Annotated in this window: 16 protein-coding genes and 1 riboswitch; of the genes, 10 read left to right on the forward strand and 6 right to left on the reverse strand. The window is 46.1% G+C overall.

The annotated features are described in order from the left end of the window. Positions 1–161 precede the first annotated feature (161 nt). The 7 genes from crcB (at position 162) to thiH (ending at position 6,942) form a co-directional block, all read left to right on the forward strand. A complete protein-coding gene (crcB, locus tag Q1A70_RS10440) occupies positions 162–545 on the forward strand; it encodes a fluoride efflux transporter CrcB (RefSeq protein WP_299690531.1) in 384 nt (127 codons plus the stop codon). A 62-nt stretch (positions 546–607) separates the two neighbouring features. Further along, positions 608–706: riboswitch (TPP riboswitch) on the forward strand. Positions 707–835: 129 nt separating this feature from the next. Further along, the gene (gene thiC / locus Q1A70_RS10445) at positions 836–2,785 is read left to right on the forward strand and encodes a phosphomethylpyrimidine synthase ThiC (RefSeq protein ID WP_299690528.1); all 1,950 of its coding nucleotides are present in this window, start codon (positions 836–838) and stop codon (positions 2,783–2,785) included. Next, on the forward strand, positions 2,785–4,077 hold the full coding sequence (locus Q1A70_RS10450; RefSeq protein WP_299690525.1) for a thiamine phosphate synthase: 1,293 nt from the start codon (positions 2,785–2,787) through the stop codon (positions 4,075–4,077). The genes thiC and Q1A70_RS10450 overlap by 1 nt, the downstream gene beginning before the upstream one ends. Continuing rightward, positions 4,067–4,849 (forward strand): HesA/MoeB/ThiF family protein, encoded by a 783-nt coding sequence (locus Q1A70_RS10455; protein ID WP_299690537.1) that lies wholly within the window; start codon positions 4,067–4,069, stop codon positions 4,847–4,849. Before Q1A70_RS10450 ends, Q1A70_RS10455 begins: the two co-directional genes overlap by 11 nt. Further along, on the forward strand, positions 4,846–5,055 hold the full coding sequence (gene thiS / locus Q1A70_RS10460) for a sulfur carrier protein ThiS (protein WP_299690522.1): 210 nt from the start codon (positions 4,846–4,848) through the stop codon (positions 5,053–5,055). Before Q1A70_RS10455 ends, thiS begins: the two co-directional genes overlap by 4 nt. Positions 5,056–5,057: 2 nt before the next feature. Then, positions 5,058–5,822, forward strand: a complete 765-nt coding sequence (locus tag Q1A70_RS10465) for a thiazole synthase (RefSeq protein WP_299690519.1) — start codon at positions 5,058–5,060, stop codon at positions 5,820–5,822. Between the two features lie 7 nt (positions 5,823–5,829). Next, a complete protein-coding gene (thiH, locus tag Q1A70_RS10470) occupies positions 5,830–6,942 on the forward strand; it encodes a 2-iminoacetate synthase ThiH (protein ID WP_299690516.1) in 1,113 nt (370 codons plus the stop codon). A 136-nt stretch (positions 6,943–7,078) separates the two neighbouring features. Here thiH and Q1A70_RS10475 read toward each other — a convergent pair whose 3' ends face one another. Together Q1A70_RS10475 and Q1A70_RS10480 are read right to left on the reverse strand one after the other, a co-directional pair. Then, entirely contained in the window at positions 7,079–8,869 is a 1,791-nt protein-coding gene (locus Q1A70_RS10475) for an aminopeptidase P family protein (RefSeq protein ID WP_299690510.1), read from the reverse strand. Between the two features lie 121 nt (positions 8,870–8,990). After that, positions 8,991–9,932, reverse strand: coding sequence for a LysR substrate-binding domain-containing protein (locus Q1A70_RS10480; RefSeq protein WP_299690504.1), 942 nt, complete (start codon positions 9,930–9,932; stop codon positions 8,991–8,993). A gap of 101 nt (positions 9,933–10,033) precedes the next feature. Here Q1A70_RS10480 and Q1A70_RS10485 point away from each other — a divergent pair, with 101 nt between their 5' ends. Together Q1A70_RS10485 and Q1A70_RS10490 are read left to right on the forward strand one after the other, a co-directional pair. Beyond that, positions 10,034–11,233 (forward strand): multidrug effflux MFS transporter, encoded by a 1,200-nt coding sequence (locus Q1A70_RS10485; RefSeq protein ID WP_299690496.1) that lies wholly within the window; start codon positions 10,034–10,036, stop codon positions 11,231–11,233. A 102-nt stretch (positions 11,234–11,335) separates the two neighbouring features. Beyond that, complete coding sequence (locus Q1A70_RS10490; RefSeq protein ID WP_299690488.1) at positions 11,336–11,617, forward strand: hypothetical protein; 282 nt, start codon at positions 11,336–11,338, stop codon at positions 11,615–11,617. An 86-nt stretch (positions 11,618–11,703) separates the two neighbouring features. On the opposite strand, the gene Q1A70_RS10495 is transcribed toward Q1A70_RS10490, so the two are convergent. The 4 genes from Q1A70_RS10495 to Q1A70_RS10510 form a co-directional block, all read right to left on the reverse strand. Then, positions 11,704–12,162, reverse strand: a complete 459-nt coding sequence (locus Q1A70_RS10495; protein ID WP_299690479.1) for a DoxX family protein — start codon at positions 12,160–12,162, stop codon at positions 11,704–11,706. Between the two features lies 1 nt (position 12,163). After that, a complete protein-coding gene (locus Q1A70_RS10500) occupies positions 12,164–12,931 on the reverse strand; it encodes a DNA-binding domain-containing protein (protein ID WP_299690472.1) in 768 nt (255 codons plus the stop codon). Then, positions 12,928–13,788, reverse strand: coding sequence for a DUF692 domain-containing protein (locus tag Q1A70_RS10505; protein ID WP_299690466.1), 861 nt, complete (start codon positions 13,786–13,788; stop codon positions 12,928–12,930). The genes Q1A70_RS10500 and Q1A70_RS10505 overlap by 4 nt, the downstream gene beginning before the upstream one ends. Before the next feature lie 64 nt (positions 13,789–13,852). After that, a complete protein-coding gene (locus Q1A70_RS10510) occupies positions 13,853–14,113 on the reverse strand; it encodes a DUF2282 domain-containing protein (RefSeq protein ID WP_299690461.1) in 261 nt (86 codons plus the stop codon). Between the two features lie 263 nt (positions 14,114–14,376). On the opposite strand from Q1A70_RS10510, the gene uvrD reads away from it, so the two are divergent. Continuing rightward, positions 14,377–16,551, forward strand: coding sequence for a DNA helicase II (gene uvrD / locus Q1A70_RS10515; protein WP_299690456.1), 2,175 nt, complete (start codon positions 14,377–14,379; stop codon positions 16,549–16,551). Positions 16,552–16,602: the final 51 nt, after the last annotated feature.

Raw genomic sequence — 16,602 nt, forward strand, 5'->3', positions numbered from 1 at the left:
GAGGCTGTCCATAGCGTCTTTTTTCACGAAGAAGTAACAGCCTCAATTAGATCATATTTTTACTTAGATTGGTATAATATGTGTATTGGCATTCTGAGTTTCTCCTCTCGCTTTTATTTCCCTTAAAGCTAGAATGTAGTGACTATTATTTGGGGGGATTCATGGGTCAGTTATCTATTTTAGGTTTTATTGCCATTGGTGGGGCATTTGGTGCTTGCTCACGTTATTTGATTTCAGAGCTGTGTGCTGTGATGTTAGGGCGTGGCTTCCCTTATGGCACACTCACTGTGAACGTCATTGGTTCTCTGATGATGGGCTTGCTTATCGCAGCGTTTGAAAATGAGATGATCACAACGGAGCCATGGCGACAAATTATTGGTCTTGGCTTTCTAGGGGCATTAACGACTTTTTCTACTTTTTCAATGGATAACGTACTTCTTATGCAGCAGGGTGCTTTCTTTAAGATGGGACTTAACGTATTGCTCAATGTGGTTTTAAGTATCTCAGCAGCCTGGATTGGCTTCCAACTTTTAATAAAATCTTAAAATCTTCTTACGATTTGTTTACAGCTCGGCTTGGTTTATCCAAGCCGTTTTTATATACTCGATAGCACTTGTCGGAGTGCCATATGGCTGAGACCGTTAACTCGGGATCCGTTGAACCTGATCAGGCTAATACCTGCGAAGGGAACAAGAGTAGATATCTAACTAGAATCCTTCTAGAGATCTATCTCCAGATCACAACTGTATTTCTTACCGTGATCCCTCTTGTAGCATCTAATCCGTCAAGCATTTTTATCCCTATAAATAATGGCTAAAAGCCAAGGAAAAATGCTATGTCGAGTCGTAAACAAGCAAGACTGGAAGCGAAGAATTTCATCGATTCTTTATCCGTACAACCTTATCCAAATTCAAAAAAAGCTTACATCCAAGGATCTCGAGAGGACATTCAAGTTCCGGTACGAGAAATTTCACTCGCAGATAGCCTTGTTGGCGGTACCAAAAAAGAGCCTGTATTCGAACCTAATGAGCCGATTCATGTTTACGATACCTCAGGTGTTTATACCGATCCTACGCATGAAATAGACCTTTATAGCGGCCTTCCTAAGTTGCGAGAGCAATGGATTGAAGAGCGTGGTGATACGGAATTGCTCGATGATGTAAGCTCTGTTTACACAAAAGAACGTTTAGAAGATGAAACCCTAGACGACCTTCGTTATGGAAACCTGCCTCGAGTCCGTCGCGCGACTGGCGACCAATGTGTAACTCAACTGTATTATGCTCGTCAGGGAATGATCACTCCTGAGATGGAGTACATAGCAATACGTGAGAACATGGGGCGTCAGAAGTTCGCTGATGAACAGCTTAATCACCAACACCCTGGCCATAACTTTGGCGCAAACCTGCCAAAAGAAATTACCCCTGAGTTCGTGCGTAAAGAGGTCGCTGAAGGCCGAGCTATCATCCCTTCAAACATCAACCACCCAGAATCAGAACCTATGATTATTGGCCGAAACTTCTTAGTGAAAGTGAACGCCAATATCGGTAACTCTTCTGTAAGCTCTTCGATTGAAGAAGAAGTTGAGAAGCTAGTATGGTCGACTCGCTGGGGCGGCGATACCGTAATGGACCTTTCTACTGGCCGTAATATCCACGAGACTCGAGAATGGATCCTACGTAATAGCCCAGTGCCGATTGGTACGGTTCCTATGTATCAGGCGCTTGAGAAAGTGAATGGTGTAGCCGAAGACCTTAACTGGGAAGTGATGCGCGATACCTTGATTGAACAAGCGGAGCAGGGCGTTGATTACTTCACTATCCATGCCGGTTTGCTTCTTCGTTACGTTCCTATGACGGCTAAACGTGTGACAGGCATTGTCTCTCGTGGTGGATCTATCATCGCGAAATGGTGTCTTGCACATCACCAAGAAAGCTTCTTATACACACACTTCCGCGAGATCTGCGAGATCTGTGCGAAGTACGATGTGGCTTTATCACTAGGTGATGGCCTACGTCCAGGCTCTATTGCAGATGCCAATGATGAGGCTCAGTTCTCGGAGTTACGTACTCTAGGCGAGTTAACTAAAGTGGCTTGGGAATACGACGTTCAGGTGATCATTGAAGGCCCAGGGCATGTTCCAATGCACCTGATTAAAGAGAACATGGATGAGCAGTTAGAGCATTGCCATGAAGCGCCTTTCTATACGTTAGGCCCGCTGACCACTGATATTGCACCGGGTTATGACCACATTACCTCTGGTATTGGCGCGGCTATGATCGGTTGGTACGGCTGTGCGATGCTTTGTTATGTAACACCTAAAGAGCATTTGGGCTTACCCAACAAAGAAGATGTGAAGACTGGCTTGATTACTTACAAGCTGGCAGCACATGCAGCAGACTTGGCAAAAGGGCATCCGGGCGCACAAATCCGAGATAATGCATTATCTAAAGCTCGTTTTGAATTCCGTTGGGAAGACCAATTTAATCTAGCTTTAGATCCAGAAACAGCTCGTTCTTTCCACGATGAAACCCTGCCACAAGAGTCGGGCAAGGTTGCTCACTTCTGCTCTATGTGTGGACCTAAGTTCTGCTCGATGAAGATTTCTCAAGAAGTTCGAGAGTATGTAAAAGACACTGAACAAGTAGCCGCTGATCAGGCTATCGAGATTAAGATGCTAGATAACCCGTTGGAGGGAATGCGTCAAAAATCACAAGAGTTCCGTGATACTGGCTCTGAACTTTATCACCCTGCTGTAGGCGCAAAAGAAGCTCAATTAGAGGAATAATGACAGTGAAGATTCTCATCCCATCTCAATACATCGAGTTAACGGGGGAGGTTCAAAACTGTCTATTGGTTGCTAAACGACAAGGTTTAGCAGTTGGTGCAGTTGAGTTGGGTGTAAGCCCAACTCAATACTTCTCTATCGTTGATGCTCAACAAGCATTATCTATTGGCTTTGCTCATGATGTTGATTCATTGGCGGAGTGTCAGTTAGAGCAACTGAACCATGTTGTTGATTACAGTGATTCAGTTGCGTTGACCGATGTTTGTGCTGCTTTGGTTCAAGCTTCGAACACAGTCCATATCGGAGTCTCCGATGATTCAGCTGTGTTAGATATCTGGTCACACTTAAATGCTAATCGCGTTATCAAGAGTGACACTACAGCTCATCAAGAATTAGATAATCGTGGTCACTTCGCTTGGTTACTTACTTTATTGGCGTTGGAATTTCCATTGGAAGACGCGTTGGTTTTAGCTCGCGCTGCATCGAATGTTTCACGTGGAACATGGCCAGCACACTATCAAAATTTTCCTATCCCTGTTCTAGAAGATGAACGACTGGATATCAGTGTTGGTTGGGCCAACCAAGGGACATCACTTTCCTTCCCTGAGTTAAGCAAAAATAGCCTCGGCTTATACCCGGTGGTTGATGATGTCGAGTGGGTAGAGAGGCTGCTCAAGTTCGGAATCAATACGGTTCAACTGCGAATTAAAAATCCACAGCAAGCTGATTTAGAACGACAAATAGCACGATCTATCGAACTTGGTAGAGAGCATGATGCACAGGTTTTCATCAATGACTACTGGCAGTTGGCCGTTAAGCATGGCGCTTTTGGTGTTCATTTAGGGCAAGAGGATATTGAAGAGTCCAATCTATCTCAGCTGAGCCAAGCTGGTATTAAGATCGGTCTATCGACTCATGGTTATTACGAGTTGCTGCGCATCGTCCAAATCAACCCAAGCTACATTGCACTAGGCCATATATTTCCGACTACGACAAAAGAGATGCCATCAAAGCCTCAAGGCTTGGTGCGTTTATCTCTGTACCAACAGCTAATTGATACCATCCCATACACAGAAGAACTTACTGGTTATCCGACGGTTGCTATTGGCGGTATTGACCAATCGACAGCTGCGCAGGTTTGGGATTGTGGTGTATCGAGCTTAGCGGTTGTACGTGCGATTACATTAGCGGAAGACCCACAAAAAGTGATCGAATTCTTCGATAAGCTGATGGCTCCTAGGTCTTTAATGACTAGCAAAGAGGTTATGAGTGAGCCTAGCTATGCTGAGTGACTTTGAGTTCATTCGTTACCAACGACAAATTGCATTACCTGAGGTTGGTGAGCAAGGGCAACGAAACCTGTTAAACAGCCATGTGTTGGTGATTGGTTGTGGTGGTTTAGGTAATGCGGCTGCTCTCTATCTCGCTGCTTCTGGTGTGGGAAGAATTGTGTTGGTCGATGATGATTGTGTTGATTCGTCCAACCTGCAGAGACAGGTAGCGTTCAAGGAGAGCCAATTAGGTTCACCTAAGGTCGAAGCACTTAAACAACAACTGAATGAGCTCAATGGTCGAAGCCAAGTAAGAACTATCAATCAACGAATGAGTGAAAGCCAACTTGAATTAGAAGTCATGTTGGCTGATCTCGTGTTGGATTGTACTGATAACTTCGCGTCACGCCAGCAGGTTAACCGAGCTTGCTTCAAAGCTAATACACCTTTGATATCGGGTTCTGCAATCGGTTGGAAAGGTCAATTTATTGTTTTTGATTATCAGAACCAGAAAGGATGTTACCACTGCCTTTTCCCGTTTGAGCACCATTCACAAACAACGCGTTGTAGTGATAGCGGTATCATTGGTCCAGTGGTCGGCACTATAGGTAACCTTCAAGCGCTGGCTGCTATTCAGCGTATTAGCGGTGGCGAGTTTAAAGTCGCAACGCATCAGCTAAAGCTGTTCGATGGCCAGACCATGAACTGGCAAAACCTAATGGTCACTCAAGATAGCGAATGTCCGGTTTGCAACACAACGGCGATCCAACACCTACAAGAAGAAGCACAATGAGCCACATAACTATTTCTATAAACGAGCAACCAGAGCAGGTCGCGCAATCGTCGTCTCTTTCAGACATCATCCAAGTATTATCGCTACCTGATTTAGGGTGTGTATTTGCTATCAATAATGCGGTTGTACCACGCAGCCAATGGCAAAAAACCATCGTCAACGAAGGCGATTCCATCTCTCTTTTCCAAGCTATTGCAGGGGGCTAACCATGTTAACCATCGCAGATAAAACGTTTCAATCACGTCTGTTCACTGGAACCGGCAAGTTCGCAAACAAATATTTGATGGCGAGTGCTATCGAAGCGTCCGGTTCTCAACTGGCAACCATGGCACTGAAGAGAGTTGATATTCGTTCTGAGCAAGATGATATTTTGCAGCCAATTATTGATGCTGGCGTAAATCTACTTCCGAATACCTCTGGTGCAAAGAACGCTAAGGATGCGATCTTTGCTGCGCATTTGGCTCGCGAAGCGCTAGGTACAAACTGGCTCAAACTGGAAATTCACCCAGATCCAAAGTACTTGATGCCTGATCCAATTGAGACATTAAAAGCTGCTGAGCAATTGGTTAAAGATGGCTTTGTTGTGTTGCCTTACTGTCATGCCGACCCTGTATTGTGTAAGCGCTTGGAAGAAGTCGGCTGTGCTGCAGTTATGCCGCTAGGTGCACCGATTGGCTCGAACAAAGGTATTGCTTCGGCAGACTTCTTAGAGATCATTATCGACCAAGCGAATGTTCCTGTGATTGTTGATGCTGGCATCGGCGCACCCTCACACGCCGCTCGTGCGATGGAAATGGGGGCAGATGCTGTATTGGTTAATACTGCGATTGCGGCTTCTCAACAGCCTGTCGAGATGGCGATTGCCTTTAAATTGGCGGTTGAGGCTGGGCGTATGGCTTATCTTGCTGGCCTTGCTGGACAAGTCTCCCACGCGGTTGCTTCTAGTCCATTAACCTCATTCCTAGACGAGTAGTATTGTTATGACGTTTGTTGATCGATTTAAACAGCTCAACTGGGATGACACTGGCATGTCGATTTTCAGTAAAACGGCAGCGGATGTTGAACGTGCGTTGAGTAAACCCAAGCGTGATTTGGAAGACTTTAAGGCGTTGATCTCCCCAGCGGCTGAACCTTACTTAGAGCAGATGGCCCAGCAGTCGTTGGCACTCACACGTAAGCGATTTGGTAATACTATGTCGCTTTATATTCCATTGTATCTGTCAAACTTGTGTGCCAATGCATGTACCTATTGTGGCTTCTCGATGGAAAATCGTATTAAGCGTCGCACCCTGACTTTAGATGAGATTGATGCTGAGTGTACGGCAATCAAGAAGATGAAGTTTGATAGCGTATTGCTGGTTACCGGTGAGCATGAGACTAAGGTTGGGATGAAGTACTTCCGTGAGGTGTTGCCGCACATCAAGAAACAATTCAACTACCTTGCTATGGAAGTTCAGCCTCTCGATCAACAGGATTATGCTGAGCTCAAAACACTGGGCTTGGATGCAGTGATGGTGTACCAAGAAACATATAGCCCAAGTACCTATGCTGAACATCACTTACGTGGCAATAAAATGGATTTTGAATACCGGCTTGAAACGCCCGATCGATTGGCAAAGGCGGGCATCGATAAGATAGGTATTGGTGCCTTGATTGGCTTAGAAGAGTGGCGAACCGACTGCTTCTTTGTCGCAGCTCACTTAGACTACCTAGAGCGCACTTATTGGCAAACTCGCTACTCGATCTCATTCCCACGTCTTCGTCCGTGTGAGGGTGGTCTGCAGCCTAAATCGATTATGAGTGATAAACAGTTGGTTCAACTTATCTGTGCTTATCGCTTATTAAACCCTGAGGTTGAGTTGTCTCTTTCGACTCGTGAATCTGCAATGTTCCGCGATAATGTGTTGCCATTGGGTATCACTAGCATGTCAGCGGCTTCTAAAACACAACCGGGCGGTTATGCTTCTGATGAAGAAGAGCTCGAACAGTTTGAGATAAGTGATGAGAGAAGTGCGGGTGATGTTGAGTCGATGATTCGTCAACGCGGCTTCGACCCGGTATGGCGAGATTGGCATAGCGCTTACTCCGGTTAACTCACATCCTGGCGAATGTTCCACGTGAAACATCAGTGATGTGAAATCGACAAACAAAAACGGCTACCTGAGGGTAGCCGTTTGAATATCTAACTGAGCCAACTAGTTTTGGTTCAGTTACCTGCCTGGCAAGGTATTAAGCGTGAGCAAGTGGTGTGGTTGATTGGCGTAGCCATTCCAACGTATCACCTTCAACTAATGGGCTAACATCGTTCCATACTTTTTGGTGGTAATCGTTCAGCCAAGCAATTTCAGGTCGCGTCAGTAGATCGACGTTGATGTTGCGCTTATCGATAGGGCAACGTGTTAGCGATTCAAACGTTAATACTGAGAAATCACCTTGAGTTGGCAGCTCAACAACCAATTCTAGGTTCTCGATACGAATACCAAACTCATCAGCACGGTAGTAGCCCGGCTCGTTTGATAACACCATGCCCTCAACAAGAGGTACGTCGATAAGCTTCTTAGAGATGCTTTGTGGACCTTCATGAACACTTAGGAAGTGACCAACACCGTGACCAGTACCATGATCGTAATCGAAGCCTTCTGCCCATAAGTGCTGACGGGCTAGGATATCAAGTTGGAAACCACGAGTACCTTGTGGGAAACGCGCACGTGCAATGCCGATGTGACCTTTAAGCGCTAATGTGAACTGCTTGATCATCGCGTCGCTTGGCTGGCCAATCGCGATAGTACGAGTGATGTCGGTTGTACCATCTAAGTACTGACCGCCTGAATCGACTAGGTACAGAGTATTCAGTTCTAGCTGACCTGGTTCAGGTTGATTCTCATGGTTGTAGTGACACATAGCTGCGTTTCCGCCTGCTGCTGAAATGGTGTCAAAACTTAGGTCCATCAGCGTTGGATCTTGCTCGCGGAACGATTGTACTTTGTCAGCCAATACCGCTTCGTTGTGTAGGTGACCTTGCGCGACTTCAGCATCAATCCAAGACAAGAACTTGGCCATCGCAACACCATCACGAATGTGACACGCTTTCATGCCCGCAATTTCAGTTGCGTTCTTAGCAGCCTTTGGCATTAAGCACGGGTCTGCTGCTTCAATGATATGAGCGCCTGCGTTTTGTAGAACAAGCGTGTACCAAGCGTTGCTTGTGCCTGAATCAACTGACACATTCTTACCTTCTAAAGATTGAAGACGTGCTTCAAGTTCAGATGGGTGAGAAACACGAATACCATTACCAACGTGCGCTTCAAAGCCAGCAGGGATACGAGCTGGGTCTAAGAATAAATCGACACTTTCATCGGCGTGAATGATGGCATTAGACAATACAACCGGCAGGCGAGACACATCTAAACCACGAACGTTAAGCAGCCAGCAGATGGAATCAAGCTCCGTTAAGATAGCAGCATCGGCCCCTTTAGCGGTTAATAAGTTTGCAATCTCAGCACGCTTACTTTCACTTGATTGACCAACCGTATCCGTTGCCATTAGGCGGATATCAGACACGATAGGCTCAGGACGATCAGACCAAAGCTCATCAATTGGATTCGAAGATACTGTTGCTAGTTCTATTTTGCCTGTCAGTTTTGCTTGTGCGCCTTTCAGCCAAGCTGCGGTGTGCATGCGTGGGTCAAAGCCAACCTTGCTGCCTGGTGCTAGGGAATTAACGATCCAATCTAACGCTGGCTCTTCAATAAGGTGGCGATACTCAAATAACTCTGCTGGTACTTGCTTACGAACCTGAACCGTGTAGCGACCATCAACAAAAATAGCAGCCTTCTCTCGAGTGATAACGGCAGCTCCTGCAGAGCCAGTGAACCCTGTTAACCAGTGAAGTCGCTCGTTATGTGCAGGAACGTATTCACCTAGGTACTCGTCTTCATGTGGAATGATAATGGCATCTAACTGGTTGGCTTCAAGCCAATCTCGAACCGCAGCTACGCGTTCAGCAGTGGTATTGTGCATCTGTGTTTATCCTTATTATTAGGGTCCTTATTGACCTCATGGCTGATAGCTCGATGAGGGGACTTATTCGTTCAATAAGCTATCTCTTTTGTTGGTTTGCTGCAAACTCTGCACACCATTTTTATCTGAGATGTAGGGTTTTTTCTTTGATGATATCTCGCAGCCAAGTGAGCGCTGGGTCGTTTTCCCTATCACGATGCCAGAACAAGGTGTAAGCCATTGGCGGAAACTCCATAGGCAATGGAACCACCACCAAATCGAGTTGTTTAGCCACAAGATAAGTGAAGTGGCTTGGCGCAGTAAATACGAAGTCGGTGTAACTACATAGACTCGCAGCGCTATTGAAATCAGGTACTGAAATCGCGATATCACGCTGATGACCAAGATCGGCAAGTTTGTAGTCGAGCAGCCATCGATCATTACCATCACACCTCACTTGAACATGGCGCTGGGCGAGGTAGGTGTCGAGATCCCATTGGCCACTCAGAGCCGGGTGGTTGCGCCTGAGGACGCACATTTGCGCATCGCGGTAGATCTCCTGCTCACAGATATCGTCTGGCGGTAGCATGGTTAAGCGCGCATCGTTGATGTCGATGTCTTTACCCGTCAGCCCAATGTCTAACTCGCCGAGCTGTAATTTCTTAAAGGTCTGATCGGTCCATGCGTGGGTATTGATATTAACTTTGGGCGCTTGTCGGAATATCGCCGGTAAGAAGTGGGGAAGAATAAGCGGGTAAACGCTCTCTACAGCTGCAATGTGAAAGCTGTGATCACTGTTGTTGGGAATGAACGTCTCTGGTTGGGTGAGCACATCAAGTTGGTTGATCAACGTTTCTAATCGAGGCTTGAGAAAGACTGCCTTTGGTGTTGGTCGCAAGCCATGTGCACTTCTTGTGAAAAGGGGGTCATTAAATTGCTCACGAAGTTTGGCTAATGACTTACTCACGGCTGACTGGCTCAGGCACAATCGATGTGCAGTGCGAGTAACACTCAGCTCTTCCATTAGCACCTGCAAGCAAACTAATAGATTGAGGTCGAGGCGCGATAGTTTCTCGATATTCATGTGAGTTTCCTATTTGGAATAATGCTAATGATTATATGCCATTTCTGTTCATATCTTTAGTTAGTTACTATGCCCCCCAATTAATACATCCGGAGAATCTTGTGCCTTCTAGTACACTTCCAAATCCTAGTAAACTGCAGGTTGCACTGCTTGCCATGCTAGTACTATTTAGCCCGTTGGCGATTGATATTTATTTACCTGCTTTGCCGCAAATTTCGACAGCGTTTCACGTGGAACATGCACAAGCACAAGATACGATCACTTGGTTTTTATTCGCGATGGGGGTAGGACAACTGTTTGCGGGTCCGTTGGCGGATAAGTTAGGACGTCGAACCGTTGCATTAGGAGGTGTTAGTATCTATGCATTGAGTGCTTGCTTGGCGTGGGCAGCTCAATCGATTGATATGATGCTAATAGCTCGGCTGCTACAAGGCTTAGGAGCTTGTGCGACTTCTGTAGCTGCCTTTGCAACGGTTCGCGATCTCTTTGGCCCTGAGAAGAGTGGCCGAATGATCAGCTACCTTAATGGTGCCATTTGCTTTATTCCAGCATTGGCCCCTATTCTTGGTGCGTGGCTGACTCATGAGTTTGGTTGGCGTTCGAACTTTAGCTTTATGGCGGGGTTTGCCATTGTTGTAGGCGGCATCCTCTTTTTCCAAATGAAAGAGTCAAACCCTGCGACAGAAAAGGTTGCGGTGTTCAAGCTTGAGCGATACTGGTCTGTACTGAAAACACCCTCATTTCTGTTCCACGCAACCTTATGCTTGATGGCGATGGCAATTATTCTTGCTTATGTTACTTCTGCCCCCGTTGTGCTGATGGAAAACCTCGGCTTGACCATGAAAGAATTTACTTTCTGGTTTGGTGTAAATGCGGTAATTAATATCGCCGCTGCTTTTACTGCACCCAAGTTTATGGATCGTTTTGGGACCTATATCGCGTTGGTCGTTGGCATCTCAATACTCGGTTTCGCCGGTGTTATTATGTTGGTGCTTGCTAGTCATGCGACGGCGATTGCCTTTATGTTACCTATTTTCCTCTCTTCCATTGGTTTTGCTTGGATTCTAGGTGCTGCAGCAGGTAAGGCGCTGGAACCTTTCGGTGATCGCGCGGGTACGGCTGCGGCGTTGCTTGGTTTGTTCCAAATGAGTGGTTCAGGGCTGCTTGTGGGTATCATGCAACGTGCTGATTTAACATCGCAGGTAATGATTGCACTGCAAATGTTCTTGATCGTGCCGGCACTGTTGGTGATGGTAAGTAAAGCGGGTAAGTCGTGGCATACGACGTTTGCTAAGGCATAACTTACAAGGGTGATAAAATATACAAATGGCGGTTTGCGAAACGTTAAAACATGGTATATTTGTCACCCATTGAAACGTTAGTCCCCAACGGAAAATACTGTAATGTCATTAACAACCTACGAAATGGCGCGCGTCTTAGAACAGATGGAAGATGCACCTGAAAAGGTCATGTTTGGTAAACTGCTTAAAGAGCTAGGTAACCAAAGTGAAGAGCGCATTCGCAGTGCGGCAAAACAAGTTCCAATCGATACTTTGCGAGATATCATTTACCAATTCCAACGTGTGGTAGAGTCGCGCAAGGATGAGCAGGTTCAGCTATTGGCTAAAGAGCTCGCCGAGCAAGGTATCTCTGCTGAAGAGCTACGGGCTTTTTTAAACAAGTAGTCTGCCCCAGTTAAAAAAGAAACCACTTCAATGAAGTGGTTTTTTGCGTTTGGGGTATATCAATTTAGTTCGAATTAAAGTTCGTTCTAACTTCTAAACTGCGCTTTCAAAATTCGATCAAGTGAGAATGGCCCAGCGCCCCACACGACAACGATGAGAATCATTACTCCCCACAGCTGATGATCGTAGAAGCCTTGCGCCCATAACACTGGGTAGGACACCACCGCAATGATATTAAAAACGAACAGCACCGCTGCCATAGGTCGAGTTAATAGACCAAGCGCTAAGAACACTGGCAGAATCAATTCAGCTGCGGTGCCCATGTAGGCTGCTAATTCCCAAGGCAGCAGTGGTACTTGGTATTCCAGTTCGAACAAGTATAGGGTGCTATCCCAAGTCGCTATCTTAGTGAGCCCAGAATTAAAGAAGACCCATGCCACCCAAAGGCGACAAAATAGAAGCAGCAGCGGAACAAAGAATGCCTGTGATTTCTCAATCAAACTGTCGTATTGAGCCATAATGTTCGTGACTGTGTTGTTATCCATATTATGTCTCCAATTCGTCATTGATTGAAAAGCCTGAGATGACGTTAAACGCCATGACAGTATTCAGATGTTGTAGTAATGATGGGTCTATCGCTGCAAGTGTTTGGCCTGATTGAAATTTAGTGAGGAGTTGGTGGCTCTCTTCACTCAAACTATGGCTCTCAACCTGTGAATTATCAGCTCGGATTAACACCCCAAATTCAGCTTGGTTGATGTCTAGCCCGTCGAGTTGTTGCTGATAGATGGCGTGTTCAAGCGCGATAATCGTGTAACTAGAATGAATCAGTGTTACTGAATCTTTGAGATGAAAGACTAAAGCACCTTGTTGTTCTTGTGGTACATCGGCCAGACAAGAAAGAGGTCTCTGGTCGACATCTGCTTGTGACGTAAACCTTACCAAGCTGTCTTTCTGCCATTCATATAAAGCCACTTCTGCGAGATAAGGTGCAGCCTCAATAACCGCAGGAAAGGCTTGGATAGTCTGTTCGAAATGTTCACCGTAACCACTGACATCACCAGAGGTCGATGGATAACTTAAGACATGTTGACGAGCCATCTGTTGGAAGCACGCTTCACCAACCAACATTTCCGTCAGTGGGTAGGTTGCTGCCAAAACTTCGCTCAAGCTGATCACAAAGTTATTACGGTAAATCTGGATTCGCTGTTCATCGGTAAAATGGTCGCTCACTATGTCGCAGTGCTCACCATTGTTTTGATAGCGTAGGGCGTTAGCAAACTCCAATTGAACATCTGCTAGGGAGTGGCTCATGAGGCGCGACTCCTTTGGTTGAATTTGTTGTTTTGATACAAAATGCCACTGGCTTTGGTTGCTTCATCCAATAAAACTTGTGGCTCTGGGATATCGAGATCCCACTCGATTAGGGTATGGCGTGAACCGTGTTGTTGTATCCACTGGGTGTAAAGTTGCCATACTTCGTCACAGACGGGTTTGCTGTGAGTGTCTATCCAGATCTCACCTTGTTCGAGTTTCTTTTTCGTAAAACCGGCCAAGTGAATCTCTTCCACTTTGTCTGCAGGTATTCCGCTTAAGTACTCTTCACAACTAAAGCCATGATTAAAAGATGAGACGAAAATATTGTTGAAATCGAGCAATAGGCGACACTCGGTGCGCTTTTGTACCTCAGCCAAAAACTCCCACTCAGGAATCGTTGAATACTTAAAGGCTAGGTAACTCGATGGATTCTCGATCAAGATGGGCCGCTGCAGGCTTTCTTGAACCTCGATGACATTGCGACAAAACACTTCGAGTGCTTCTTCTGTATAAGGTAGCGGTAATAAGTCATTGAAGTAATGACCGCCAGTTTGGCTCCAACTAAGGTGGTCAGAAACCAACAAGGGTTCGATATCATCAATCAGGTCTTTTAATTGTACTAGATGATGTTGATTGATGCGCTCAACAGAGCCGAGAGATAATCCAACCCCATGGCAGCTGATGTTGTGTGCACGGCGAATTTCTCTGAGTTGCTGGCGCTGCGGTGAGTGCGCTAAGAAGTAGTTTTCGCTGTGAACCTCTAACCAACTCACTAGAGATGGATTTTGGCTAAAGAAGTCCAAGTGCGGTGTTCTAAGGCCAACCCCTGCATTGGGGTGAAGAGTTTGAGTCACAACGGTTCTCCTAATCGGAAGTGGAGGTGAGCTGAATATCAGCCCACCATACTAAGCAGCTCAATTATGATGATTGAGTGCTACCACCTGATAATTTGTCACACAGGCCTTTAGGAACAACCACGAACGCATCGGATTGATTGTCTTCTTTTGCTGTACCCGCGCATGAACTTGTTTTAGTCGCACAATCATTTTGGCCAGCTTTTGCCACGCCGTAGCATTTTTCTTTTGCTGCCGCTTCCGCAGGTGCTGAAGTAAGAACCGTACCGCCAAACGCGAGTACACTTGTGATTGCAGCGGTAACAGCAAGATTAGAATTTTTCATAGTCATTCCCTCTAGACTTAATAGTATTTACGCTTCGCAGGTTAATGAATTGTTAACTTGCTTACTAAAGAGGATAGGAACAACCCACAAATAATTTCATATCATGATCAAAAATATCGATATTGATGCGGTTTTTGATTTTAAATTATTGATTATGAGCTGTTATTTTTTGACTGTTTTTTCTTCTCAATATCCTAAACGCCGCTTAGTGTTTAGGTTATAATCAACTTTTATGTATAAATACCCAGTAGTGAGCATATCCAATGATCGATCCTTCGCTTTTACTCGATGGCCTAAACGATAAACAACGTGAGGCGGTCGCAGCACCTTTAGAAAACCTCCTTATTCTGGCTGGTGCTGGCAGTGGTAAAACGCGTGTATTGGTGCATCGTATCGCTTGGCTGCAAAGTGTTGAGCAAGCATCACCGTTCTCTATTATGTCGGTTACCTTCACCAACAAAGCGGCGGCAGAGATGCGCGGTCGTATTGAAGAGTTAATGATGGGCAGTTCATCAGGGATGTGGAATGGCACCTTCCACGGTATTTGCCACCGCATTCTGCGTGCTCACTACCTCGATGCCAAGCTGCCAGAAGATTTCCAGATCATTGATTCTGATGATCAGATCCGCTTACTACGCCGCTTAATCAAAGCGCAAAATTTGGATGAAAAGCAGTGGCCTGCCAAGCAAGGGGCGTGGTGGATCAACGGCAAAAAGGATGAAGGGCTACGCCCAAGCCACATTGATGCCTACCATGATCCTGTAACTCAAACCTGGTTAAAGATCTACTCTGCTTATCAAGAGGCGTGTGATCGTGCGGGCTTGGTCGACTTTGCTGAGATCTTATTAAGAGCGCACGAGCTGCTGCGCGATAAAAAACACATTCGTGAACATTACCAAGCTCGCTTTAAGCATATTCTGGTCGACGAATTTCAAGATACCAACAACATTCAATATGCTTGGCTACGTATGATGGCAGGCCCAGATTGTCGCGTGATGATCGTAGGTGATGATGACCAATCTATCTATGGCTGGCGTGGTGCGAAGATCGAAAATATTCAGAAGTTCTTGGATGAGTTTCCGGGTGCTTCAACGGTTCGACTGGAACAAAACTACCGTTCAACTAAAACCATTCTGCAGGCGTCGAACGAGCTTATCTCGAACAACACCGAACGTATGGGTAAAGAGCTGTGGACCGATGGTAACGATGGCGAGCTTATCTCGGTGTACTCTGCTTATAACGAGCTCGATGAAGCTCGATTTACGGTGAGCAAAATCAAAGAGTGGCAAGAGAAAGGCGGTGCGCTAGAAGATACAGCGATGCTTTATCGTAATAATGCCCAATCTCGTGTTCTTGAAGAAGCTTTGATTCAAGGTGGCCTACCTTACCGAATCTATGGCGGTATGCGATTTTTCGAGCGTCAAGAAATCAGAGATGCCTTGAGCTACCTGCGTTTAATGAGCAATCGCGACAATGATGCGGCGTTCGAACGTGTCGTCAATACGCCAACGCGTGGCTTGGGTGATAAAACGTTAGAAACGATTCGCCTTGCAGCGCGTGATCGTGGTACCACCATGTGGCAAGCGAGTGTTGCTTTGATAGAAGAGCAAGTGCTGCCTGGTCGTGCTGCGGGTGCGTTGAGTCGCTTTATTGAGCTGATTAATGCACTTGAAGATGACACGTTAGAACTGAGACTTCATGAGCAAACCGACCACGTGATCAAATCGTCGGGTTTGTTTGCTATGTACGAGCAAGAGAAGGGGGAGAAGTCGAAGGCACGTATTGAGAACTTGGAAGAATTGGTAACGGCAACGCGCCAGTTTGAAAAGCCGGAAGAAGCCGATGAGATGAGCATGCTGACTGCGTTCTTAACTCACGCGGCTTTGGAAGCGGGTGAAGGTCAGGCCGATGAGTTTGACGATGCGGTTCAGTTAATGACTTTGCACAGTGCTAAAGGCCTAGAGTTTCCAATGGTGTTCATGGTGGGTGTCGAAGAAGGCATGTTCCCAAGCCAGATGTCTGCCGAAGAAGCAGGGCGCTTAGAAGAAGAGCGTCGCTTGTGTTACGTAGGCATGACTCGTGCGATGGAGAAGCTTTACATCACTTATGCTGAGATGCGTCGTTTGTACGGTCAGGATAAGTATCATAAGCCATCGCGTTTTATTCGTGAGCTGCCAGAGACCTGTCTGGATGAAGTGCGTATGAAAGCTCAAGTCAGCCGTCCGACAAGCAGTGGTCGTTTTAGTCAGACCGCCGTAAAAGAGAACTTCAACGAAACGGGCTTTAGTTTGGGCTCTCGCGTTAAGCACCCTAAGTTTGGTGAAGGCACTATCATCAACTTCGAAGGAAGTGGCCCACAGAGTCGTGTTCAAGTGGCGTTTAACGGTGAAGGGATTAAGTGGTTAGTAACGGCTTACGCGCGTTTAGAGCAGCTTTAATCTATTACTTCAGCATCTAATAACCGTTCATTATTGAACGCAAAAAGAGCA

It is taken from the genome of uncultured Vibrio sp., from assembly GCF_947488985.1.
Classification (GTDB): Bacteria; Pseudomonadota; Gammaproteobacteria; order Enterobacterales; family Vibrionaceae; genus Vibrio.